Below are 20014 nucleotides of genomic sequence, written 5' to 3'. Positions count from 1 at the left end.
CTGCAACACGTAACTGGGACATAACCAAATTCTTCAGCGGTCTACCCCACACGCACATCCACAAGGAGCAGCCGCCATGGGCGATGCCTTTACCTTTGCCGAGGGCATGTTTCGTTGTCCGTTTACGCTCTATTCGGCGCAGGCTGGAGCGCCGGTGATGATCGTGATGCCGGCCCTTGGCGTGGCTGCGCGCAAGTACCACGCCTTGGCCGAGGCGTTGCTGGCCGCAGGCTGCAATGTACTGCTGGCGGATTGGCCGGGGCAGGGCGCGAGCGAGCCACGACCGAATCGGCGATTCGATTATGGCTACCGCGATTTGCTCGATGATTTTGTGCCGAAACTGCTGGCCGTGGCTGCGCAGCATTTTCCCGGCAGTGCGCCGGTCTTGCTGGGGCATAGCCTCGGCGGGCACATTGCCACGCTCTATGCGGCGGCTAATCCACGGGGCGGGGTGAAAGTGATTGGTGTGGCCTGCGGCAACATTCATTACCGGCACTGGCGTGGTGTGCGGCGGTTGATGACCCCCAGCGCAGCGCTGACCTTCAACCTACTGACAGCGGTACTCGGCTATTTACCGGGTAAGGCGATTGGTTTTGCTGGCCAGGAGGCGCGCCGGTTGATGCGTGATTGGGGGGCGGTCGCCTGGAACGGGCATTTCCAGCACCTGGGGCTCGTCCTGTCACCGGCGGCAAACAACCCGACGCCCGCGCTGTATATCCATATCGAGGGCGATCAGTTCGCCCCATTGGCATCGACGCGGGGCCTGGCTGAATTGATTCAACAGCCTGTGCAAGTACACTGCATGCCTTCGCCACGGCCACCCCAAGAGAACCCTCACAGCGCCTGGCTCAGGGCGCCGCAAGCAGTGGTCGAGCAGATCCATGGCTGGTTGGCCAGCGTTTAACCGTGCGCGAGTAGCCAGGGGCGCCTGGCTTTTGCGCGGTACGCCGGGTATCAGGCGCGGGCCAGTTGTTGATCCAGGCTGCCGATGCACGTCTGCATCTGCGTGCGGCATTCATCCATCAGCGCAGGCAAGTCGTCCAGGCTCAGGCCGGCGGTGGGAATCGCTGGCAGTGAGCGGATCATGATGTCGCCGCTGTCCCAGCGGTTCAGGCGAATGTGCGTGGCATAACTGCTGACGCACACGGGAATGATCGGCACACCGGCGGCAATCGCCATTTGGAAGGCGCCTTTCTTGAACGGCAGCAAGCCCTTGCCGAGGTTGCGCGTTCCTTCGGGGAATACCCAGATCGAAGTGTTCTTGTGCCTGAGGGTGTCGGTGGTGGTCAGCATCGCCTGTTTGGCGCGCTGGGCATTACCACGGTCAAGCAGCACATTGCCGGCCAGCCAATACAGCTGGCCGAAAAACGGCACCCACTTCAGGCTTTTCTTGCCGATGCTGACCGTGCGGGGCGGCACCACGCGGCCGATCACATAAAGGTCGTAGTTGGATTGATGATTGGCGACGATCACACAGGCGCTCTGCTGCTCCAGCAGCGATTTGACCTCGGTTTTCAGCTTCAAACGCAGCAACCACAGCGCCGGCAGGGAATAGAGACGGGCACAAATGCGGCTGTTATCCGGGTTGAACGGGCGACACAGGCCGAGCAGCAAGCCGAGGGTGCCCGCGATGATGAAGTGCACGGCCATCGCCAGCATGCGCAGAAGAAAAAGCATTTGGTACGCCCGTCAGAAGAAAAGGCGCGCAGTGTACGGATGTGCACTCTGCACGGCAATCGCCGCCGATCAGCGCCAAATTGCTACGCGGAGGCAATTTGCGCATGGTTTTGTCCGTAACCAGCCGCTGCTCAGCGTGGCATCTATAGGGCTCGCTGCATTCCCGGCGGTTTCTTCAATCCACCGCCACCAAGGCGTGACTTCTTCTGCAACACATCATGGCCACATCGCCAACAAAAAGCCCCACATTGGCGGGGCTTTCGAGGTGGTGCAGCAGCCTAGATCAGGTGCTGTTGATCCAGCTCGATGGCTTTGTCGAGGGTTTCCAGCAGCGCTTTGCGCACTTTCAGCTTGGTGTTCTTGTGTGCCGCCATGTTGATCTTCTTCATCTGCTGAGCCGCTGCTTGCGCGGTCGCCATCAGGTGCTCGGCCGGCACCACCTTGTCGAGGAAACCGGCATCCACGGCACCCTGCGGGTCGAACATTTCGCCGTTGATTACCGAGCGGTGGAAGGCCGATTTACGCAGGCGGTCACGCGCCAGCTCAATGCCCACGTGGTGCATGGTCATACCGATCTGCACTTCATTGAGGCCGATGCTGAACGAACCTTCGACCCCTATGCGGTAGTCGGCAGAGAGCAGGATAAAGGCGCCTTTGGCCACGGCATGGCCGGGGCACGCGACGATGATCGGAAATGGGTGGGCGAGCATGCGCCGCGCCAGGGTCGAACCGGCGGCAACCAGGTTGACCGCGTTCTGCGGGCCGGAGGTCATGACCTTGAGGTCGTAACCACCGGAAAGGATGCCGGGTTGGCCGGTGATGATAACGATGGCCTTGTCCTGTTCGGCACGATCCAGCGCGGCATTGAAGGCAGCGATCACGTCCGGGGAAATAGCGTTCACCTTGCCATTGCTCAAGGTCAGGGTGGCAATGCCGTCATCGAGTTGGTAGCTGATCAGGTCGCTCATGGCGGGTTCCTTGTGCTGAAGTGCAGCAGACGTTACTCACCCGCACCCTCCAGGTAAAGCGCGGCGGCTGACTGGTGAGTCAGTGCACGGGCCATGTGCTGGCCGCTACCCGGCACGCATGAACTATCGGCGCGATGGTCATAGGCAATTGGCTGTGCCACGCATGGCTGCCTTAGCGTAACTGCCACGTTAAATAGAGGAGGCAGGCATGCAGGGTATCGGCTGGTGGGCGATTGGTTGGCGAGCAGGCCTGATGATGGTGCTGCTGTTGGGGCTGGTGCTGCTGGCGAGTAGTGCGCAAAGCCAAAGCCCGCAAGGAGTGATGACGGTGTTCGGCTTCAGTCTGTTTATTTCTCTTGGCTTTCTACTATTCGGTCGACAACGTTTCGAGGTTGCGCCGCAGGCTAGCCGGGTAGATGACGAGCATTTGGCATAAGCACATGAATATTCTGAAAAAAACTTTTGCCTTTGCCGGGCTGTTCGGCTAGATTAGCGCGCCTCGACAGACACCAGTGTCCGTCGAGACCCGGTGAAGTGTCCGAGCGGTTGAAGGAGCACGCCTGGAAAGTGTGTATACGAGAAATCGTATCGTGGGTTCGAATCCCACCTTCACCGCCACTTTCGAAATGCTAAAGCCCTGATTTCTAACAAGATTTCGGGGCTTTTTGCTTTCTGGCCTTTGCCGGTGTCGAAAAGCGGGTTCAGGGTCAACGCATCCTGCAGGTGATCCGGCGCCAAGTGGGCATAGCGCATGGTCATGGTGAGGCTGGCGTGGCCCAGGATTTTCTGGAGCACCAGGATGTTGCCGCCACGCATGACAAAGTGGCTGGCGAAGGTGTGCCGCAGCACATGCGTAGCCTGACCGGCCGGCAGCTTGATCGAGGTGGTTTCCAGTACGCGGCTAAAGGTCAGCATGCAATTGCTGAACAGGCCGTGCTGTTTGAAGTGATCGAGCAACTGCTTTTCCAGGGCCTTATCAATTGGAATGCTGCGCGTGCGGCGTGACTTGGTATTGGCGAAGGTCACCGCCCCATTTTTCACTCGCTCAGGCGTAAGGGCTTGAGCCTCGCCCCATCGAGCACCCGTTGCCAGGCAGACGCGAGCGACCAGGCCAATGCCAGGCGTTGTGTCGCGAGCATCCAGGGCGCTCAGCACCTCGTTGATTTGCGGCACAGACAGAAAGGAGAGGGGCCTTTCCTGCAAACGTAACGGCCGGACATTCGCCAACGGGTTTGGATAGTCGATATCGCCCAGGCGGTGCAGCTCGTTGAACACGGCTTTCAGGTAGCCAAGGCGGTTATTCAGCGTTTTGCCTTTCACGCCGTTATCCAGCTGTATGCGCCGGGTTTCGCAGAAGGCGTTGCCGGTGAAGTTGACCGCTATAGGGTCGCCAAGGTCTTTGGTCAGCTTGAGCAGTATCTGCTTGAGCCGTGCGGCATCCGCCAGGGTGTGGCCGTGCAGGTCATGGTAGCGGGTGACCAGCTCAGACAGGCGGCGACGATCCTTTGGCTTGGGTGACCAGTTGGGTGTTTCTATGAGGCGAGCACGACAGGTGGCCTCAAACCGGCTGGCTTCGCCCTTGGTCTTGAACGTCTTGCGGAAGCGCTTTCCCTTGATCGGCTCTACATCGACCTTCCAGCGTCCGTCAGCCTGTTGCTCTATGGCCATTAAATGGCACGCCCCCAACGCACACTGCGTTCTTCCAGTAGGGTTTTGATGTGCTTGTAGATGTCGTGCTCGCTCATGTCCTTGGCGGCGTAGTGGTCGCGAATGACCGGCCAGCATTCCCACTCTTTGAGCCGGCTAAACGCCTTTTTTGCACCCACCCGTTCCCTTGCCAGCAGGCTGACGAAGTTACCCAGGAACAGTTCGACGTTCTTGCCGGAGAAGCCGCGCGACGTCTTGTGGTAGCGCTTGTATTCGGTGTCTTCAAGGAGGGAATCAACAGGTAACCGTTACGAATCCAACCCCAAACGGTGTTGTGGTCGTCGGCCATACGAATCCAATCTGCGAATTCGCGCCAAGGGAGAACCGGCGGGGCCGGCAGAGTGCCTTTCGCAGTGAGGTTGCTTTCTTCCAAGTCCATGGGCTTTCCTGCACTATGTTGGTCTTTGTTGGGAACGCTTGAGCAGCAACTCAAGTCAATAATTACCTCAAGTCAATTATTGACGCAGCACCTCGTCGCGTCAATAGTTACCTTTTAAGAGCGGTTGCATTTTTCTATATGGAAAGCTCAGCAGATAGAGCAAGGTTATTAATCAAAAAAATCGGCCCCAAAAAACTCAGCCAGCTGAGTGACACCGATTACAGCCGATGGCTGAACGTGAGTAAGGGGGCTGTGCGAGTAAGCACGGAGGAAGTAGACGTTCTGGTCAGAGCATTTCCGCATTACGCCCTATGGATAGCGAGCGGTCAGGTAATCCCTGAAAGCGGGCAGACAAGCCCAGACTACGACGAAGCGAACCGAAACTTGAGCAGTCCGAACGCGGGATAGCGATCACAAAGGAAGTGACTAGGCGCTGGTACGCCCGAAAGCACTGAATCAGGTGAGTTAGAATGGACTCTAGGAATGAATAAACGCGATATCGATGACCAGCTGAAAGTGCTGAGCTTCGACATGGATGAAGAAATTGACGATCGCAACGAGCGTCAAGGCTACAGAGCAGCCCATCCCAGACGAGCCCACCCACCTATGGACACAAGCCACGCAATCATCCTGGCTGCGATGATCATCGTCGGAGGTCTGTGGGGCGGGAAACTCGTTTACGACTACATACAAGAGCAGCGCTTAAAGGCCGCACTAAACGAAGCTGCTAGCTACATGGAGCGAAGCTTCCGAGAGGCAGCTCTGCAGTCGAAACAAATGCAGGCCGAGATGCAGCAGCGAATGGCCGCAGATGCACGCCTTGGGCAACAGCGTGAAGCTCAGGCCACGGCAAACCGGCAAGCTGAGCTTGCACGTGCGCAACAAGAACAACGCCTTAGTTCAGATGCATGCAAGTTTTGGTGGAATCAATACAGCGTAAATCCATCAGAGCGAAATGCGCAGAAAAAGAAAGAAGCGTGCGGAAGTCTTTGAATAAAGTGTTGTGTAGGGGCAGGCTGCAGCCCGCCCCAGCGAACAAAATGACTCAAGCGTATTGCTAAGATTTATTCTTTGGATAGCGCTCTTTTTGTAGCTCTTGTAATGAGCCATATGTTGATTGCTGGAATGTGGTTACTGTTAAATCCGGATTCTGGATGCCGATACAGTTGCTAGCTGGTTCACCATCCACTGTTAACGGAGTGCAGCTAGAGTAAAGTGGAGTATTTGCCTTTTCCTCATAAGTTTCAATTCTCCACGCAATTACAGGCTCTCCTCTTTCTATCTCATTAATGTCGTCCATGTCATATACCACAAAGGTGTTTGGCTGTGCTTGAATTATATGAATTGATTTTTGGCTCATCTTTATGTCCTGTGGTGGTTGAATTTAAGATAAGAACAAGTTTTGTTGAGGGGCTTAGCCATCCTGAGAGAAAAAGGGTATATGTTTAATATTTATTAATGCTATAGGAAGCCGCTCGCGAGTATCTGAGGGTATCAGTAAATTAGCCTATTGTGTCTTTGACTTAAATTTACGCTGGATTTCAAGGGATTTGTATCTTCCTTGTTTTGTGAGAGAGATAAGATTTTCATCAAACCCATTTATGTATACGAGCCCCTTGTCTTCTAACTCAGAAACAATGTGGTGGAATTCAAGTTTAGTGGCCGGGGCAGCTGAGTAGTTGATACTACTAAGGTCAAGAGGTGACGTGGGGTCGCGTCCTAGTATATGCAGTATTGCTATCTCAGCTTCCGAGAGCGAGCCGTTTTTGAAATTTTGTGATGTCTTCCTCACACCATTTGCAATGAAATTATAAGCTTCTGCTATTGCCCAGAAAATAAGCAAGCAGCCCGTTAAAATCATAAGTCCAAAAAGTGCAGGTAAAAAATTATCAGGGGACTTAGGAATATTTTTAGAGGCTAAGGTGGGTCCGAAATACATGACTGCGGACGTGACGAACACGGCGGAGACAAGAAGTCGAGAAATTTCAAGTCGCTTAATTATGTCTGTAAGCCAATCCATGTCCATGCCTGTGCGATCTGATAATTAAACTAAGTGCAGAGCTTGTTGTTACGCTCCGCGATATAGGTTCCAAAGTCGATTTCTTACAGCTCGATGGATTTTTACTCTTGGCTTTGCTCCAGTAGTGGTAACGATGTGTATCTTGAAATAGTGAATGCGAAGCCAGGCTATGTAACGGTTTTTATGGAATAGGAAATCTTCAGGGTGTTCTAGTTTCGAGAAGAAATCTTGTGCATAAAATGCGCGACCTTCTTTTCCGTCAGTCAATTCAATGGGTGGCATGGAACATAGGCGGCCAAGTTTAATGTCAGTATATGGGTGTAAGAAAATATTACCCTTTTTAAATGGTAGACACCAATAGTGATTGGTTACCGTAACGGGCCTTGGGCCGATGTTTGTGTACGAAAGTACATATACGGGGTTGTCAAGTATGCCTGGGCTGGAGGAAGGTAAAAGTCCAAGGCTTAATACGGACTTAATATTTATCCTTCTGTCACGAACGGATAACCAAAGAGCGAGGCTCGTGATTAGGATAGTACCGACTGCAGAAAGCCAGTTAGCAAAGCTATTTATGCATTCCCAAGTAGTACAAGCTTCCATATCTATAGGCATTCCTGCTGTGGGGCATAACGTTTAGTTACACGGCGGGCTTTAGCTCGTGTCAGCGAACGATTTGAATAAATTATTTTGGGGCTTGGCGTCAGTACCTAGTAATCTGGAAAAAAACTCATGTTGCTGTGCTCGCTCCATTTCATTTTTCTTGATGGGCGTGATGGTCTACTTGTGCGACTTGATTTAGAGGGTCTACTTATCCTAGATGATCTGCTCGGGCGAGACTTACGGCTGGGGCGCGATGGTCCACCTGAACTATGGGTTGTAAAAAACGCGTAAGCACCATTCCTAAAATCTAAGATGCTTCCATTATATATCCAGCCGAGATATTGGCCTGAATATGAAATTATGAATTCATTATTATAAAGGTAGGCGAGTGGAGTTCCATCATAATGATAAAAATGCTCGCCGTTACTGTATAGGTAGAAAAGTGGTGTGCCCGTACAGTCATAAAAAGGCGTGATTTCATTTTCTGGGAACGGATTGAATTCGCTATTCATAACTTCTCCTTGCTGGATGTGGAATAGATCCCTAACGTTCCTTGTAGCGCGCCAAGCAATTTTGAATTGCATCCAAACCTGAGAAGCAAGCGCGACACAGGAAAAATGAAAAGCCATCTGAGGCAAGTTCAGGTACTAGGTTGCAGCACCGTTGCCGCTAGAAGCTACTGGTAGGTCTCAAAGCTGTCTAGCCGGCGAGTCGAAAAAGTGTCGAAATCACTAGCCAGAGAAGGCCGGCATTGGCCAGAATGGTGGCCTGGAACGGTGCGGGCTTGCTGGTTTTATCCAACAAAGGTCAGCAACTGCGGGGTGTCGAAACGGGTTCGAATCCCACCTTCACCGCCAGACAAAACGAAAAAGCCCGACCTTGTGTCGGGCTTTTTCGTTTCTGTCGTTTGCCGAGATTGGCAGCATGGCTTTATGGTTTTGCAATTCTCTATCTGGAGCTCGGCATGCGCCCGACCTGGGACATCTTCTGTAGCGTTGTCGACAATTACGGCGATATCGGCGTGACCTGGCGTTTGGCGCGGCAGTTGGTGGCTGAGCATGGGTTGGTGGTGCGTTTGTGGGTGGATGACCTTGGTGCGTTTGCCCGTCTGTGTCCGCAGGCCGATGCGCAGGCTGCTCAGCAGTACCAGCAGGGTGTCGATATTCGGCTTTGGTCGGCGTCTTGGCAGCCCTGCGAGCCGGCAGACGTGGTGATCGAGGCTTTTGCCTGCACCTTGCCGGCGGCTTACCTCGCCGCGCTGGCGGCGCGGCCGCGCAAGGTGCTCTGGCTCAATCTGGAATACCTCAGTGCCGAGAGTTGGGTCGAGGGGTGTCACGGGTTGCCGTCCTTGCAGGCGAATGCCGTGCAGAAATTCTTCTTTTTCCCTGGTTTTACCGCGGGCAGCGGTGGTTTGTTGCGCGAGCGTGATTTGTTGGTGCAACGCTTGGCCTTTCAAGCCGATACGGCGATGCGTGACGATTTTCTGCGGGGCCTGGGGGTACAGCCGATTACAGATGCTCGGCTGATGTCCTTGTTCGCGTATGAAAACCGTGGGCTGCCAGACTGGCTCGATGCCTTGGCGGCGGAGCCTCAGCCAACCCAGTTGCTGGTGCCGGAAGGGCGCATTCTCGGGGACCTGCAAGCCTGGCTCGGGTGCGCGAATGTACGGGTTGGTGACGCATGGCAGCGCGGTCAGTTGCATATCCAGGTGTTGCCATTCCTCCAGCAGGATCAATACGACCGCTTGCTCTGGAGTTGCGATTTCAACGTGGTGCGCGGCGAGGATTCCTTCGTGCGCGCGCAATGGGCCGGGCGGCCGTTGCTCTGGCACATCTATACACAGCAGGCGGATGCTCATTGGGAGAAGTTGGACGCGTTTCTTGCGTTGTATGTCGTCGGCTTGTCGCCCGCTGCGGCGACGGCGTTGGTCGGGATGTGGCGGGCGTGGAATGCCGGTGACGGGATGGGTGAAAGCTGGCAGGCGTTGCTACCGGTGTGGCCTGAGGTGGCCGAGCACGCCGAGAATTGGTGTCTGGAACAGGCCTCTCAGCCGGATCTTGCTGCGGCGCTGGTACACTTTTACCTAAATTGGATATGATATGCGGCCTAGATTTCTGTAACTCCATCCAAATCCGGATCTTAGTATGAAAACCGCACAAGAAATGAAGCCCAACAGTGTGGCTCTGATCGACGGCCAACCTTGGCTTATCCAAAAGGCCGAATTCACCAAATCCGGTCGTAACAGCGCCATCGTTAAAATGAAGTTGCGCAACCTGTTGACCGGCTCCTCGACCGAGACCGTGTACAAGGCCGACGACAAGATGGAGCCAGTGATCCTCGATCGCGTGGCAGTGACCTACTCCTACTACAGCGAGCCGAACTACGTCTTCATGGACGAAGAGTTCAACCAGTACGAGCTGAACCAGGAAGACCTGGAAAGCGTTATGCCGTTCATCGTTGATGGCATGACCGACGTCTGCGAAGCCGTGTTCTTCGAAGGTAAAGTGGTTTCGGTCGATCTGCCGACCACCATCGTTCGCCAGATCACCTACACCGAAGGTTCCGCCCGTGGCGATACCTCGGGCAAGGTGATGAAGCCTGCCAAGCTGAGCAACGGGACTGAAGTCAAGGTTGCCGACTTCTGCGAAATCGACGATTGGATCGAGATCGACACCCGTACCGGCGAGTACAAATCGCGCGCTAAAGCTCCGGCCTAAGGCTGGCGTTACACCGCGTCTAGAAAAGCCCGACCTTCGCGTCGGGCTTTTTCTTGTCTGGGGTTTGCTGCGTACGCCAACGCAGATTGAGTGGGCCTCCGTCATGCGGCAAGTGTTGCGCCGCGATAATCCGGTCTTGGCAGGCTGTGCGGGGGTTCATTGCGGACTGTCCGACTGGGCTAGCGTGCGCCGAGCTGATCGTTATTTCCGAGGCCGCAGGTTAGTTGCGGCTGAGGCCGCTCTGCAGGGCGAGATCCCAGGGTGGCATCGGGCCGAAGCGAGTTTTGAGAAACTCCAGTAGCAGGCGGCTGCGCGAGCCGGTTTCGCGCTCCAGTCGCAGTGCGTAGATGCCGCTGGGTTCCGGTGGTGGCAGGCCGTTTTCGCAGAACAGCGGCAACAACTCGCCACGCAGCAGGTAGTCGCTGATCAGCCAGGTCGGCAGATGGGCGATGCCAAGGCCGGCGAGGGCGCTGAATAGCAGGGTTTCGGCATTGTTGGCGGTCATCCGTAAACGTTGCGGGCGGTAGATGTTCAGTTTGCCCGCTTGCTCGAAGCGCCAGGCATAGGGCGGCGCCAGGCTGTCCCAGTCGAGGCCGTCATGTTCAAGCAGTTCGCTGGGTGAGCGCGGTACGCCGCGCCGGGCGAGGTAGTCCGGGCTGGCGCACACCACCCGTACCAGCGGTGACAGCGCGCTGGCGACCAGGCGGGTGTCGGCCAATGGGCCGATACGCAGTACCAGATCGACCTCGCCAAGGTGCGCGCCGTGCAAGTCGACGAAGCTGTCGATCAGGCGCAGTTGCACATCCAGCCCTGGGTAAGCCACGAGAAACTCGGCAATTGCCGGCGCCAAATGGCGGCGGCCGAACGGCGCGGGCGCATCGATACGGATCAAGCCTTCCGGTGCACTGCTCAGCGACACCGCCTCGGCGCGCGCCAGGTGCAACTCGGCCAGGATGCGTTTGGCGCGTTCGGCAAAGGCCAGCCCGGCCGGGGTTACACGTACCGCATGGGTGCTGCGACTGAACAGGTTGCTGCCGAGTGAACGCTCCAGGCTGTCGATGCGCCGGGCCACGGCGGAGGGCGTCAGGGGGTGGCGGCGTGCGGCCGCGGAAAAACTGCCGGTTTCCAGTACATCAAGGAACAGGCTGAGCTGATCGGTCAGGGCGTCAGGGTGCATGGCGGGCTCGGTTATGCGTTATATGCACAGCCATTGTGCGTTGCTGTGCGTTTCCGTGCCAGTGGTGACGCACTAGCATGCGCAGCATCCAACTGGAGTCGCTGATGGACCTGATCGATTTTGCGCTGAACCTCATCCTCGGTGTGTTGCTGGGAACCATCGGTGGGCTGTTCGGTATCGGCGGCGGCCTGATTGCGATTCCCGCGCTGGGCGTCTTGTTCGGTCTGGATCAGCAACTGGCGCAAGGCACGGCCTTGGTGATGGTGGTGCCCAACGTGTTGCTGGCGTTGTGGCGCTACCACCAGCGCAACCGTATCGAGCTACGCCACGCCCTAACCCTGGCGCTCAGCAGCTTCCTGTTCGCGTTGATGGGGTCGAGTTGGGCGGTGACCCTGGATGCCGAACGTATGCGCATGGCCTTCGTCGGCTTTCTGCTGGCCTTGGCGCTTTATAACTTTTCACGGGTTTATTGGCGCGCGGCGGCTGGCAGCACTGAGCTGCGGCATCCCTGGCCCTGGTTGGCGGTGCTGGGTAGCGGCGCGGGTTTGCTCGGCGGTTTATTCGGCGTCGGTGGTGCGGTGTTGGCCACGCCGGTATTGACCAGTGTGTTCGGCACCACTCAAGTGGTCGCTCAGGGTTTGTCGTTGGCCCTGGCGGCGCCCAGTACCGGTGTGACCTTGGCGACTTATGCGCTGCACGGCCACGTCGACTGGGCGTTGGCGATTCCCCTGGCGATGGGTGGGTTGCTCAGCATCAGTTGGGGTGTGAAGCTCGCCCACGCCTTGCCGGAGCGCTTGCTGCGCGCGCTGTTCGCCGGGTTCCTGCTGCTCTGCGCGGTGCTGCTTGGGCTTAAAGTCTGAAGCCCTCGACAATATGTTCGGCCAGGGTCTCCGTCACCGGCGACTGATTGAGCGCATTGCGCAGCAGCACGATGCTGGCCGAGGGCATGGCCGGTAGGCCTTCGGCCTCGCCGATGATGCGCATGTCCGCCGGGATCAGGCTTTGCAATTGCGCGGTGATCGCCAGGCCGGCGCCGACCACCGCCATGATCGCCGACAGGCTCGGGCTGGTGTAGGCGATACGGTATTCGCGCTCCATGGCATCCAGCGCATTGCAGGCCCAGGAGCGGCAGAAACACTGGGCATTGAACATGGCCAGCGGCAGCGGCTCCTGTTCATGCGGGTAGAAACCCTGAGCTTCGGCCCAGACGATGCGCTCTTGACGCAGCAACTGGCCGATCTCGGTGCCCGGCTCGCGGGTGACGATGGTCAGGTCAAGATCCTGGCGTTGCAGCAGCTGAAACGACGGCTCGCAGTGCAACTCCACTTGCACCAGCGGATAGGCTTGGGCGAAGCGCGAGAGAATCCCCGGCATAAAGCGCATCACATAATCATCCGGGGTGCCGATGCGTACCGAGCCGACCATGTGCGGTTCGCGCATGGTGTTCATCACTTCGCCATGCAGCTTGAGGATGCGCCGCGCGTAACCAAGTAGCACCTGGCCCTCGGCGGTCAGGCTGACCTGGCGGCCGTCGCGTTGGAACAGCGGGCGCCGCACTACATCTTCTTCCAGGCGCTTCATCTGCATGCTCACCGCCGACTGCGTGCGGCTGACCACCTCGGCTGCACGGGTAAAACCGCCGTGATCGGCGATTGCCACGAAGGTGCGCAGCAGCTCGCTGTCGATGCTCGGGTAGTTGGCCATTCATCAATCTCCGAGATGTAGTGCATAAGAAACATTCGTTGGATTGATCATAAGTCTAGCGCGAGACTGTCGCCAACCCCAACAGGAGGGCAACATGATGAAAGGTCAAAAGGGTTATGCGTTAGCCAGTGCCGGGCGTTTACAAGGCCGGCGGCCGCTTGAAATACTGCGTGCAGTTGGCCGGCAGCTTTACCGCTGGTGGCAGTTGTCCGAGCAGCGCCGGCGCTTGGCCAAGCTCGATGATGCGGCTTTGAAGGATCTTGGGCTGAGCCGTGGCGAGGTGATTCAGGAGAGCGAGCGTTCATTTTGGGATGATCCGCTGGCGCGTTGAATCGCCGGCCATGCGCGTCGATGCGATGACGCTGGGTGAGGGCAATCGTTAATTAGGGAATGACTTGAAAGGAGCGTATCGATGTCCACCTACCAACTCGCGCAGTTGAATATCGCCAGCATGAAGGAGCCGCTGGAGTCGCCGAGCATGGCCGATTTTGTCGCCAACCTGGAGCGGATCAATGTTCTGGCTGAAGCGTCGCCGGGTTATGTCTGGCGTTTGCAGGACGAAGCGGGCGACGCCACGGCGCTTCGCCCGTTTGGCGACGATGTGCTGGTGAATCTGTCCGTATGGCGCGATGTACAGGCGCTCAGTGATTACGTGTACAAATCCGCGCATACCGAGATGCTCAAGCGCCGTCAGGAATGGTTCAGCAAGGTCAGTGCCGCGCATATGGTGTTGTGGTGGGTGCCGGCCGGGCATCGTCCCTGTGTCGAGGAGGCAGCTGAGCGTCTGGCGCTGTTGCGTGAACAGGGCGCCAGTGCACAGGCGTTCAGTTTTCGGCAGGCGTTTCCTGCGCCGGATACGCTCGCGGCCCTGCTTGTCGAGTAGCCGCTGCCAGCGGTTGCTGCGGGTTGGCTTGAACTTCGGGTGCGGCGAACGGATCACCGGAGCGGCAAGCGTGCGGCGCATCCGCTACAATGCGCGCCGAATTTGACTTGCCCGAGAGCCGCCCCATGTCCGCCTGCCAGACCCCGATCATCGTTGCCTTGGACTTCCCGACCCGTGATGCCGCCCTGGCGCTGGCCGATCAGCTCGACCCCAAGTTGTGCCGGGTCAAGGTCGGCAAGGAGCTGTTTACCAGCTGCGCTTCGGACATTGTCGCCACATTGCGCGATAAAGGCTTCGAGGTGTTCCTCGACCTGAAATTCCATGACATCCCCAACACCACCGCGATGGCGGTCAAGGCCGCGGCCGAGATGGGCGTGTGGATGGTCAACGTGCACTGTTCGGGCGGCCTGCGCATGATGGCGGCCTGCCGCGAAACCCTGGACAAATTCAACGGTCCCAAGCCGTTGTTGATCGGGGTGACCGTGCTGACCAGCATGGCGCGTGAAGACCTGGCCGGCATCGGCCTGGACATCGAGCCGCAGGAGCAGGTGCTGCGCCTGGCCGGCCTGGCCGACAAAGCCGGTATGGACGGTCTGGTCTGCTCTGCTCAGGAAGCCCAGGCGCTGAAAGCCGCCTACCCGTCGCTGCAACTGGTGACGCCGGGGATTCGCCCGGCCGGCAGCGCGCAAGATGACCAGCGGCGCATACTCACGCCGCGTCAGGCGCTGGATGCCGGCTCCGATTACCTGGTAATCGGCCGGCCGATCAGCCAAGCCGTCAACCCGGCGCAGGCTTTGGCCGCGGTCGTGGCCGAGCTGGCCTGAGCGCCGCACCTTTAGCCCACATCATTCCCGTTTCGCTTAGTCAGGTTCTAGCCATGCATCCCGCCGCCGAAGATTCGCCCCTGGGGAAATCCAGCGAATACATCGCCACCTACACGCCGTCGCTGCTGTTCCCCATCCCGCGTGCGCCGAAATGGGCTGAATTGGGCCTGACGGCGCAAACCCTGCCGTACCAGGGCGTGGATTTCTGGAACTGCTTCGAATTGTCCTGGTTACTGCCGTCGGGCAAGCCTGTGGTGGCCATCGGCGAGTTCGCCATCCCGGCGGACTCACCGAACATCATCGAGTCGAAGTCGTTCAAGCTGTATCTCAACTCGCTCAACCAGACGGTGTTCGCCGAGACGGACGAATTGCTCGCGGTGTTGCAGCAGGATTTGTCGGCCGCCGCCGGCAAGGCGGTCGGCGTGCGTGTGCGCAGCCTGGCCGAGGTGGCGGGCGAGGGCGTGGCGACACTGCCTGGGACGTGCATCGACGATGCCGATGTGAGCATCAGCAGCTATACCCAGCCGCAGCCGGAACTGCTGCGCTGCGATACGCGGCGGATCGTTGAGGAAAGCCTGCATAGCCACTTGCTGAAATCCAATTGCCCGGTCACCGGCCAGCCCGATTGGGGCAGTGTGGTGGTGCAGTACCGCGGGGCGGCGCTGGCCCCTGCCAGCCTGTTGGCCTATCTGGTGAGTTTTCGCCAACACGCGGATTTTCACGAGCAGTGCGTCGAGCGGATTTTTCTCGATGTGCAGCGCGTGCTCAAGCCGCAGTTTCTGACGGTGTATGCCCGCTATGTGCGCCGCGGCGGTTTGGACATCAACCCGTACCGCAGCAGCGAAGCGATCCAGCCGGACAATCGGCGCCTGGTGCGGCAATAACGAAAAACCCCAGCCGCGGCTGGGGTTTTTGTTGGTGCTGTGGCAGCGGTCTTGACTGCGAGCTGTTCAGATAACCCACTCAGCGCAGCCCGAAGAGCTCGCGGCCAAGGCCCTTTCTTCCAGCCAGCGCACGCAGCTCCGGGAAGCCGCATGAGGCGCTGGACCGCCTCAGCAAGAGCCGTTTTGCTAGCGCGGCGCGGGGGTTCAGATGCCCATGTTGGCCAGGCTCTGCACAATGTTGCGCAAGGTGCCGGCCAGGGTCGGGTGGCTGACCTCGAAACGTTCGACGGCCAGGTTAACGCCATCGATCAAGGTGGCGTCGGGCGCAGCGGCGGCTTGCAGGGCCAGTTGCAGTTCGATTTCCTGGGTGAGGATATACAGCGATGCCCGTTCTTCTTCACTGAGCGGCGGGTCCTGGGCCAATTGATCGCGCAGGTCTTCCAGTTGCTGCTGCAGACGGCTTGCAGGCATAAAGTTCTCCCTTTTCTGATAGGCAAAAGCATTGACCTTGCGCGGCGGCGAAAGGTCCTTGCATGCCTCAAGGGTAATCCAAGCGGCGCTGCTTTGCCTGCTCTGGATCACGCTTGGAATTGGGCCTCGGCACAACGCTGGTCGTTACGACCGGCGAAGCGCTCGTGGGGTGGTGCGCCGAACTGCTCGCGGTCGAACGTCATGGCTTTTCGCCTTTTTGCCGGCGCATCGCAAGATCGGCCAGGCAGGGCCCGAGTTCGGTCAGTTGATCGATTACCGAATGCACGCCGAGGCCATACAGGCTCAAGGTCGCCTGGCCGCGTAACTGATCGCGTTCACGCGTGCCGAGGGCCTGCCAATCCGCCGGAGCTTGGCCGCACAAGGGGCCGCAGGCCGCCAGGCCAATGGTCCACAGCCCGGCATTCAAGCCTGCTTGCAACAAGCGTGGTTCACCGCTGACCAGTACGCAGCCGTCGAGTTGCGCCACCTGTAAATCGATCAGCGCTTGCCAGCAGGCATCCGGTGCGGGCCAGGGCCGTGCTGGGGTGTGCGTCGGTGTTGGCAACCAGGTGGGCAGTGGCGTGGCCAGGCAGACGCTGGCATCGCGCGGCAACTCGTCGAGCCAGGCGCAGGGGATGTTTTGCCGGCGCAGTTCGTCCAGCACGCTCAGGGCGCCGGGGGTGGCTTCGGCATGCTCGCTGGCGGCTTCGCTGAGCGCCTGATCGAGCGCCTGCCGTTCAGCGGCCTGCGGCTCGCGCTCGAGCAGGTGCAGTAAGGCTGTGTGCGCGGCGACACTTGGCGCGATAGCACGCTGTGGGTACAGGCGTTGCAGGGCTACGGGCAGCGTACGTGCGCCAAAGTCCACCAGGCAGCCAGACAGGCCGAACAGCAAGGCACTAAAGGCAGGGGGCGTGTGCATGACGATCGTCCTTGGAATGCTCCAGGCCACGTTAACGACCGAACATGACGGGGCGATGAACGCCGTGTGACGCCGCTGGGCGGTGCGCAGCAGCTGAGGTCAGCTGCTCAGCAGGGCGCGCAGGTTGTCCGGCAAGGCCACGGAGCGCTCGCTGGCGTGGTCGATCCAGACCAGCTTGCAATAGCCTTCGCCACAGGTGACGGCGGGTTCTTGCAGGGTCGACAGGCGGTGTTCGATAACCAGACTGCTGCGGCCCACGACGCCGGCAAACAATTCGACTTGCACCGTGGCCGGGTGCACCACCGGTTTCAAATAGGTGTGCAGGGTTTGCAGAATCACCGGGCCTTGCGGCACGTTGTTCATGGCGATGCCCTGACGCTCGAACCACGCGACTCGCGCCTCCTCCAGGTACTGCATATAGAGGGCGTTATTGACGTGGCCGTAGCTGTCCATGTCGCCCCAGCGCACGGCGATATGAGCAATATGGAGTAACCGTTTTTCCTGCATCTCGTTCGTCCGCTATGCTGCCTTTTAAGACGCTTCAGGCCTTATACTGCGCGGCCTCACTGGCAGCCGCGGGCCGCCACACTACTTTTCTCAAGGAGAGACTGCAATGCGTGTAATCGGTGCGAACTGGATTGTGCGTCTGGGCCGATTGTTTGCCTGTGTCAGCCTGGCGTTGCTGCCAGTGGTGGCGCAAGCCGCTGAAGAAGATCCTTGGGAGGGCTTCAATCGGGCGATCTTCCGCTTTAACGATACCCTCGATACCTACGCACTCAAGCCTGTCGCGCAAGGCTACCAGGCTGTTACTCCGCAGTTTCTTGAGGATGGCGTACACAATATCTTCGGCAACCTCGGTGATGTCGGCAACTTGGCCAACAACCTGCTGCAGGGCAAGCTGCACGATGCTGGTGTGGACACCAGTCGGGTGATCTTCAACACCACCTTCGGTGTACTCGGTTTCTTCGATGTGGCGCAGCGTATGGGCCTACAAAAAAACGATGAAGACTTCGGTCAAACCATGGGCGCCTGGGGGCTGGGCAGTGGTCCTTATGTGGTGCTGCCGCTGCTTGGGCCGAGCACGGTGCGCGATACCGTCGGCAAGGTGCCGGATTCCTTCCTGCAACCCTATGCCTACATGGAGCATGTGCCGACGCGCAACGTCACCCGCGGTGTGAATGTGGTCGATGCCCGCGCCAACCTGTTGTCGGCGGAAAAGCTGATCAGTGGCGACAAGTACATCTTCATTCGTAATGCTTACTTACAGAATCGCGAATTCAAGGTGCAGGACGGCGAGGTCGAAGACGACTTCTAAGCCCGGCCGGCAACTGAAAAAGGCGGCCTGTGGGCCGCCTTTTTCCGTTTTAAGCTCGGTGCGCTTCAGGTCATCGAGATAATGGCGAGCCCCAAGGCCTGGCGACCGTTGTCCAGGTCGGTGACGCGCACCACCTCGGCTTCTGCGTCCAATCCTTGCAGCGCGTTATGCTCAGAGGCGATGTGCACCTTGACCTTGTCGCCCATGCTCAACGCACACTCGGCTTCAAGCTGCATGCCGGTGCTGGAGAGGTCGAGGCACAGCGCCGCGATATCCCGGCCGGCATGCTGCAGGGTAACGGGCGCTTCCAGGCGCATACGGATGTAATCGCGTTTTTCACTGTAAGCGTGATCGCTCTGGCTCATGGGCGCTATCCTCTTGTTATAGGGGCTTTCCTGCGGCTCTTATAACCTTCGCCGATTTCAGGTGTAAAGTCGCGCAGCGACGATCGGCGTACGCTTGAATCAAGGTGTGGATGGGAGTACCGTCTGCGCCTTAATGCGAATCGAGTAGCTGCGCGCAGGTCGTTGGCCTGGCGCTTACGCCAACCATCCCCGGCGCAGTTTGCCTGGATACCTCATGCAAAAAACCAGTGCCACGTTGCTGATTATCGATGACGACGAAGTGGTGCGCGCGAGCCTCGCGGCCTACTTGGAAGACAGTGGTTTCACTGTCCTGCAGGCCAGTAATGGTCTGCAAGGTCTGCAAGTGTTCGAACGCGAGCAGCCTGATCTGGTGATCTGCGATTTGCGCATGCCGCAGGTCGATGGACTGGAGCTGATTCGGCGGATCAATGCGCTGGAGGTAGACACGCCAATCATCGTGGTGTCTGGTGCTGGCGTGATGAGCGATGCGGTCGAAGCGTTGCGCCTGGGCGCCGCCGATTACCTGATCAAACCCCTGGAAGACCTCGCGGTGCTCGAGCATTCGGTGCGCCGTGCGCTGGATCGTGCGTATCTACGTTTGGAAAATCAGCGGTATCGGGAAAAGCTCGAGGCGGCCAACCGCGAACTGCAAGCCAGCCTGCACCTGCTGCAGGAGGATCAGAATGCCGGTCGCCAGGTGCAAATGAACATGCTGCCGGTCACGCCCTGGCAGATCGATGGTTTGCAATTTGCCCACCAGATCATTCCGTCGTTGTACCTCTCCGGAGACTTTGTCGACTACTTTCGGGTCGATGAGCGGCGCATCGCGTTCTATCTGGCGGATGTCTCCGGGCATGGTGCTTCTTCGGCGTTCATCACCGTGCTGCTCAAGTTTATGACCACGCGTCTGCTCTACGAGTCGCGGCGCAATGGCAGTCTGCCGGAGTTCAAGCCGTCGGAAGTGCTGGGCCATATCAACCGTGGGTTGATCAACTGCAAGCTGGGTAAGCACGTGACCATGCTGGGTGGGGTGATCGATGAGCAGAGCGGTGAGCTGACTTACAGCATCGGTGGCCATCTGCCGTTGCCGGTGCTCTACAGCGAAGGTCAGGCGCGCTATCTGGATGGTCGCGGTTTACCCGTTGGGCTGTTCAATGAAGCCGAATACACCGATCACGTGATGACGTTGCCGCAGTCGTTCAGCCTGACCTTGCTCTCCGACGGCATTCTCGATCTGCTGCCCGGCGATACCTTGCAGGAAAAAGAGCTTGGGCTGCCCCTGTTGGTCAGCTCGGCAGGCGGAACCCTGGATGGTTTGCGCCACGTCTTGGGGCTGGCCAATCTTGCCGATATGCCGGATGATATCGCCTTGCTGGTGTTAAGCAGGAACCTTGCATGAATCCT

The 20014-nt window shown here is 58.2% G+C and carries 24 protein-coding genes, 1 tRNA gene and 1 pseudogene; 13 read left to right on the top strand and 13 right to left on the bottom strand.

What is annotated here, in order from left to right; all coding sequences use genetic code 11:
* Positions 1-76: 76 nt before the first annotated feature.
* The gene (locus tag B3M58_RS14950; RefSeq protein ID WP_296220249.1) at positions 77-904 is read left to right on the top strand and encodes an alpha/beta fold hydrolase; all 828 of its coding nucleotides are present in this window, start codon (positions 77-79) and stop codon (positions 902-904) included.
* A gap of 50 nt (positions 905-954) precedes the next feature.
* Here B3M58_RS14950 and B3M58_RS14945 read toward each other — a convergent pair whose 3' ends face one another.
* Both B3M58_RS14945 and B3M58_RS14940 read right to left on the bottom strand, forming a co-directional pair.
* Positions 955-1677, bottom strand: coding sequence for a 1-acylglycerol-3-phosphate O-acyltransferase (locus B3M58_RS14945; protein WP_296220247.1), 723 nt, complete (start codon positions 1675-1677; stop codon positions 955-957).
* 278 nt (positions 1678-1955) lie between these two features.
* The gene (locus B3M58_RS14940; RefSeq protein WP_296220246.1) at positions 1956-2645 is read right to left on the bottom strand and encodes a crotonase/enoyl-CoA hydratase family protein; all 690 of its coding nucleotides are present in this window, start codon (positions 2643-2645) and stop codon (positions 1956-1958) included.
* Positions 2646-2853: 208 nt separating this feature from the next.
* Here B3M58_RS14940 and B3M58_RS14935 point away from each other — a divergent pair, with 208 nt between their 5' ends.
* Together B3M58_RS14935 and B3M58_RS14930 are read left to right on the top strand one after the other, a co-directional pair.
* Positions 2854-3081 (top strand): hypothetical protein, encoded by a 228-nt coding sequence (locus B3M58_RS14935; protein WP_296220245.1) that lies wholly within the window; start codon positions 2854-2856, stop codon positions 3079-3081.
* Positions 3082-3173: 92 nt separating this feature from the next.
* Positions 3174-3263 (top strand) — tRNA-Ser (locus B3M58_RS14930).
* Here B3M58_RS14930 and B3M58_RS14925 read toward each other — a convergent pair.
* On the bottom strand, positions 3255-4313 hold the full coding sequence (locus tag B3M58_RS14925) for a phage integrase (RefSeq protein ID WP_296220592.1): 1059 nt from the start codon (positions 4311-4313) through the stop codon (positions 3255-3257). The two genes, B3M58_RS14930 and B3M58_RS14925, sit on opposite strands and share 9 nt — an antisense overlap.
* Positions 4313-4597, bottom strand: a pseudogene (locus B3M58_RS14920) (hypothetical protein); the annotation flags it as partial. The pseudogene B3M58_RS14920 and the gene B3M58_RS14925, both read right to left, overlap by 1 nt.
* Positions 4598-5214: 617 nt before the next feature.
* On the opposite strand from B3M58_RS14920, the gene B3M58_RS14905 reads away from it, so the two are divergent.
* Positions 5215-5724, top strand: coding sequence for a hypothetical protein (locus B3M58_RS14905; protein ID WP_296220242.1), 510 nt, complete (start codon positions 5215-5217; stop codon positions 5722-5724).
* A gap of 64 nt (positions 5725-5788) precedes the next feature.
* Here B3M58_RS14905 and B3M58_RS14900 read toward each other — a convergent pair whose 3' ends face one another.
* From B3M58_RS14900 to B3M58_RS14890, 3 genes are all read right to left on the bottom strand, one after another.
* Positions 5789-6091 (bottom strand): hypothetical protein, encoded by a 303-nt coding sequence (locus B3M58_RS14900; protein ID WP_296220241.1) that lies wholly within the window; start codon positions 6089-6091, stop codon positions 5789-5791.
* 147 nt (positions 6092-6238) lie between these two features.
* The gene (locus tag B3M58_RS14895) at positions 6239-6751 is read right to left on the bottom strand and encodes a hypothetical protein (RefSeq protein WP_296220240.1); all 513 of its coding nucleotides are present in this window, start codon (positions 6749-6751) and stop codon (positions 6239-6241) included.
* Between the two features lie 707 nt (positions 6752-7458).
* A complete protein-coding gene (locus B3M58_RS14890; RefSeq protein ID WP_296220238.1) occupies positions 7459-7863 on the bottom strand; it encodes a 4-fold beta flower protein in 405 nt (134 codons plus the stop codon).
* Positions 7864-8315: 452 nt separating this feature from the next.
* Here B3M58_RS14890 and earP point away from each other — a divergent pair, with 452 nt between their 5' ends.
* Positions 8316-9449, top strand: coding sequence for an elongation factor P maturation arginine rhamnosyltransferase EarP (gene earP, locus B3M58_RS14885; protein ID WP_296220237.1), 1134 nt, complete (start codon positions 8316-8318; stop codon positions 9447-9449).
* Positions 9450-9495: 46 nt separating this feature from the next.
* Positions 9496-10068, top strand: coding sequence for an elongation factor P (gene efp / locus B3M58_RS14880; RefSeq protein ID WP_296220235.1), 573 nt, complete (start codon positions 9496-9498; stop codon positions 10066-10068).
* A gap of 220 nt (positions 10069-10288) precedes the next feature.
* Here the strand turns inward: efp and B3M58_RS14875 are convergent, their stop codons facing one another.
* A complete protein-coding gene (locus B3M58_RS14875; protein WP_296220233.1) occupies positions 10289-11245 on the bottom strand; it encodes a LysR family transcriptional regulator in 957 nt (318 codons plus the stop codon).
* Positions 11246-11349: 104 nt separating this feature from the next.
* Here B3M58_RS14875 and B3M58_RS14870 point away from each other — a divergent pair, with 104 nt between their 5' ends.
* The gene (locus B3M58_RS14870; RefSeq protein WP_296220590.1) at positions 11350-12105 is read left to right on the top strand and encodes a sulfite exporter TauE/SafE family protein; all 756 of its coding nucleotides are present in this window, start codon (positions 11350-11352) and stop codon (positions 12103-12105) included.
* On the opposite strand, the gene B3M58_RS14865 is transcribed toward B3M58_RS14870, so the two are convergent.
* Positions 12095-12949, bottom strand: a complete 855-nt coding sequence (locus B3M58_RS14865; protein WP_296220231.1) for a LysR substrate-binding domain-containing protein — start codon at positions 12947-12949, stop codon at positions 12095-12097. The genes B3M58_RS14870 and B3M58_RS14865 overlap by 11 nt on opposite strands.
* 94 nt (positions 12950-13043) lie before the next feature.
* On the opposite strand from B3M58_RS14865, the gene B3M58_RS14860 reads away from it, so the two are divergent.
* The 4 genes from B3M58_RS14860 (at position 13044) to queF (ending at position 15540) form a co-directional block, all read left to right on the top strand.
* Positions 13044-13280: a DUF1127 domain-containing protein gene (locus tag B3M58_RS14860; RefSeq protein WP_296220230.1), complete on the top strand. Its 237-nt coding sequence runs from the start codon at positions 13044-13046 to the stop codon at positions 13278-13280.
* Positions 13281-13361: 81 nt separating this feature from the next.
* Entirely contained in the window at positions 13362-13832 is a 471-nt protein-coding gene (locus tag B3M58_RS14855) for a DUF3291 domain-containing protein (protein ID WP_296220229.1), read from the top strand.
* A 125-nt stretch (positions 13833-13957) separates the two neighbouring features.
* On the top strand, positions 13958-14656 hold the full coding sequence (gene pyrF / locus B3M58_RS14850) for an orotidine-5'-phosphate decarboxylase (RefSeq protein ID WP_296220227.1): 699 nt from the start codon (positions 13958-13960) through the stop codon (positions 14654-14656).
* Positions 14657-14709: 53 nt separating this feature from the next.
* Positions 14710-15540: an NADPH-dependent 7-cyano-7-deazaguanine reductase QueF gene (gene queF, locus B3M58_RS14845; RefSeq protein WP_296220226.1), complete on the top strand. Its 831-nt coding sequence runs from the start codon at positions 14710-14712 to the stop codon at positions 15538-15540.
* A gap of 204 nt (positions 15541-15744) precedes the next feature.
* Here queF and B3M58_RS14840 read toward each other — a convergent pair whose 3' ends face one another.
* The 3 genes from B3M58_RS14840 to B3M58_RS14830 all read right to left on the bottom strand — a co-directional run bounded on the left by B3M58_RS14840 (position 15745) and on the right by B3M58_RS14830 (position 17437).
* Positions 15745-16011: a DUF4404 family protein gene (locus tag B3M58_RS14840; protein ID WP_296220224.1), complete on the bottom strand. Its 267-nt coding sequence runs from the start codon at positions 16009-16011 to the stop codon at positions 15745-15747.
* A gap of 199 nt (positions 16012-16210) precedes the next feature.
* On the bottom strand, positions 16211-16930 hold the full coding sequence (locus B3M58_RS14835) for an HAD family phosphatase (protein ID WP_296220223.1): 720 nt from the start codon (positions 16928-16930) through the stop codon (positions 16211-16213).
* 99 nt (positions 16931-17029) lie between these two features.
* A complete protein-coding gene (locus B3M58_RS14830; RefSeq protein WP_296220221.1) occupies positions 17030-17437 on the bottom strand; it encodes an acyl-CoA thioesterase in 408 nt (135 codons plus the stop codon).
* Between the two features lie 106 nt (positions 17438-17543).
* Between B3M58_RS14830 and B3M58_RS14825 the strand changes: the two genes are divergently transcribed.
* Positions 17544-18245, top strand: coding sequence for an MlaA family lipoprotein (locus B3M58_RS14825; protein ID WP_296220220.1), 702 nt, complete (start codon positions 17544-17546; stop codon positions 18243-18245).
* Between the two features lie 65 nt (positions 18246-18310).
* Here B3M58_RS14825 and B3M58_RS14820 read toward each other — a convergent pair whose 3' ends face one another.
* Complete coding sequence (locus tag B3M58_RS14820) at positions 18311-18610, bottom strand: PilZ domain-containing protein (RefSeq protein ID WP_296220219.1); 300 nt, start codon at positions 18608-18610, stop codon at positions 18311-18313.
* Positions 18611-18824: 214 nt separating this feature from the next.
* Between B3M58_RS14820 and rssB the strand changes: the two genes are divergently transcribed.
* Positions 18825-20009, top strand: coding sequence for a two-component system response regulator RssB (gene rssB / locus B3M58_RS14815; RefSeq protein ID WP_296220218.1), 1185 nt, complete (start codon positions 18825-18827; stop codon positions 20007-20009).
* Positions 20010-20014: the final 5 nt, after the last annotated feature.

The sequence above is a fragment of the Pseudomonas sp. UBA2684 genome, from assembly GCA_002354655.1.
Classification (GTDB): domain Bacteria; phylum Pseudomonadota; class Gammaproteobacteria; order Pseudomonadales; family Pseudomonadaceae; genus Aquipseudomonas.
The sequence above is the reverse complement of the archived record's forward strand: the minus strand, read 5'-3'. Positions and strand labels throughout refer to the sequence as shown.

What these genes read in the sequence shown, in the direction of transcription:
- B3M58_RS14865 (WP_296220231.1), bottom strand. Translation starts at nt 12,949, where the DNA reads ATGGCCAACTACCCGAGCATCGACAGCGAGCTGCTGCGCACCTTCGTG.
- earP (WP_296220237.1), top strand. Translation starts at nt 8,316, where the DNA reads ATGCGCCCGACCTGGGACATCTTCTGTAGCGTTGTCGACAATTACGGC.
- efp (WP_296220235.1), top strand. Translation starts at nt 9,496, where the DNA reads ATGAAAACCGCACAAGAAATGAAGCCCAACAGTGTGGCTCTGATCGAC.
- rssB (WP_296220218.1), top strand. Translation starts at nt 18,825, where the DNA reads ATGCAAAAAACCAGTGCCACGTTGCTGATTATCGATGACGACGAAGTG.
- B3M58_RS14950 (WP_296220249.1), top strand. Translation starts at nt 77, where the DNA reads ATGGGCGATGCCTTTACCTTTGCCGAGGGCATGTTTCGTTGTCCGTTT.
- B3M58_RS14855 (WP_296220229.1), top strand. Translation starts at nt 13,362, where the DNA reads ATGTCCACCTACCAACTCGCGCAGTTGAATATCGCCAGCATGAAGGAG.
- B3M58_RS14890 (WP_296220238.1), bottom strand. Translation starts at nt 7,863, where the DNA reads ATGAATAGCGAATTCAATCCGTTCCCAGAAAATGAAATCACGCCTTTT.
- pyrF (WP_296220227.1), top strand. Translation starts at nt 13,958, where the DNA reads ATGTCCGCCTGCCAGACCCCGATCATCGTTGCCTTGGACTTCCCGACC.
- B3M58_RS14895 (WP_296220240.1), bottom strand. Translation starts at nt 6,751, where the DNA reads ATGGATTGGCTTACAGACATAATTAAGCGACTTGAAATTTCTCGACTT.
- B3M58_RS14840 (WP_296220224.1), bottom strand. Translation starts at nt 16,011, where the DNA reads ATGCCTGCAAGCCGTCTGCAGCAGCAACTGGAAGACCTGCGCGATCAA.
- B3M58_RS14900 (WP_296220241.1), bottom strand. Translation starts at nt 6,091, where the DNA reads ATGAGCCAAAAATCAATTCATATAATTCAAGCACAGCCAAACACCTTT.
- B3M58_RS14945 (WP_296220247.1), bottom strand. Translation starts at nt 1,677, where the DNA reads ATGCTTTTTCTTCTGCGCATGCTGGCGATGGCCGTGCACTTCATCATC.
- B3M58_RS14835 (WP_296220223.1), bottom strand. Translation starts at nt 16,930, where the DNA reads ATGCACACGCCCCCTGCCTTTAGTGCCTTGCTGTTCGGCCTGTCTGGC.
- B3M58_RS14940 (WP_296220246.1), bottom strand. Translation starts at nt 2,645, where the DNA reads ATGAGCGACCTGATCAGCTACCAACTCGATGACGGCATTGCCACCCTG.
- B3M58_RS14830 (WP_296220221.1), bottom strand. Translation starts at nt 17,437, where the DNA reads ATGCAGGAAAAACGGTTACTCCATATTGCTCATATCGCCGTGCGCTGG.
- B3M58_RS14860 (WP_296220230.1), top strand. Translation starts at nt 13,044, where the DNA reads ATGATGAAAGGTCAAAAGGGTTATGCGTTAGCCAGTGCCGGGCGTTTA.
- B3M58_RS14935 (WP_296220245.1), top strand. Translation starts at nt 2,854, where the DNA reads ATGCAGGGTATCGGCTGGTGGGCGATTGGTTGGCGAGCAGGCCTGATG.
- B3M58_RS14870 (WP_296220590.1), top strand. Translation starts at nt 11,350, where the DNA reads ATGGACCTGATCGATTTTGCGCTGAACCTCATCCTCGGTGTGTTGCTG.
- queF (WP_296220226.1), top strand. Translation starts at nt 14,710, where the DNA reads ATGCATCCCGCCGCCGAAGATTCGCCCCTGGGGAAATCCAGCGAATAC.
- B3M58_RS14820 (WP_296220219.1), bottom strand. Translation starts at nt 18,610, where the DNA reads ATGAGCCAGAGCGATCACGCTTACAGTGAAAAACGCGATTACATCCGT.
- B3M58_RS14925 (WP_296220592.1), bottom strand. Translation starts at nt 4,313, where the DNA reads ATGGCCATAGAGCAACAGGCTGACGGACGCTGGAAGGTCGATGTAGAG.
- B3M58_RS14905 (WP_296220242.1), top strand. Translation starts at nt 5,215, where the DNA reads ATGAATAAACGCGATATCGATGACCAGCTGAAAGTGCTGAGCTTCGAC.
- B3M58_RS14875 (WP_296220233.1), bottom strand. Translation starts at nt 11,245, where the DNA reads ATGCACCCTGACGCCCTGACCGATCAGCTCAGCCTGTTCCTTGATGTA.
- B3M58_RS14825 (WP_296220220.1), top strand. Translation starts at nt 17,544, where the DNA reads ATGCGTGTAATCGGTGCGAACTGGATTGTGCGTCTGGGCCGATTGTTT.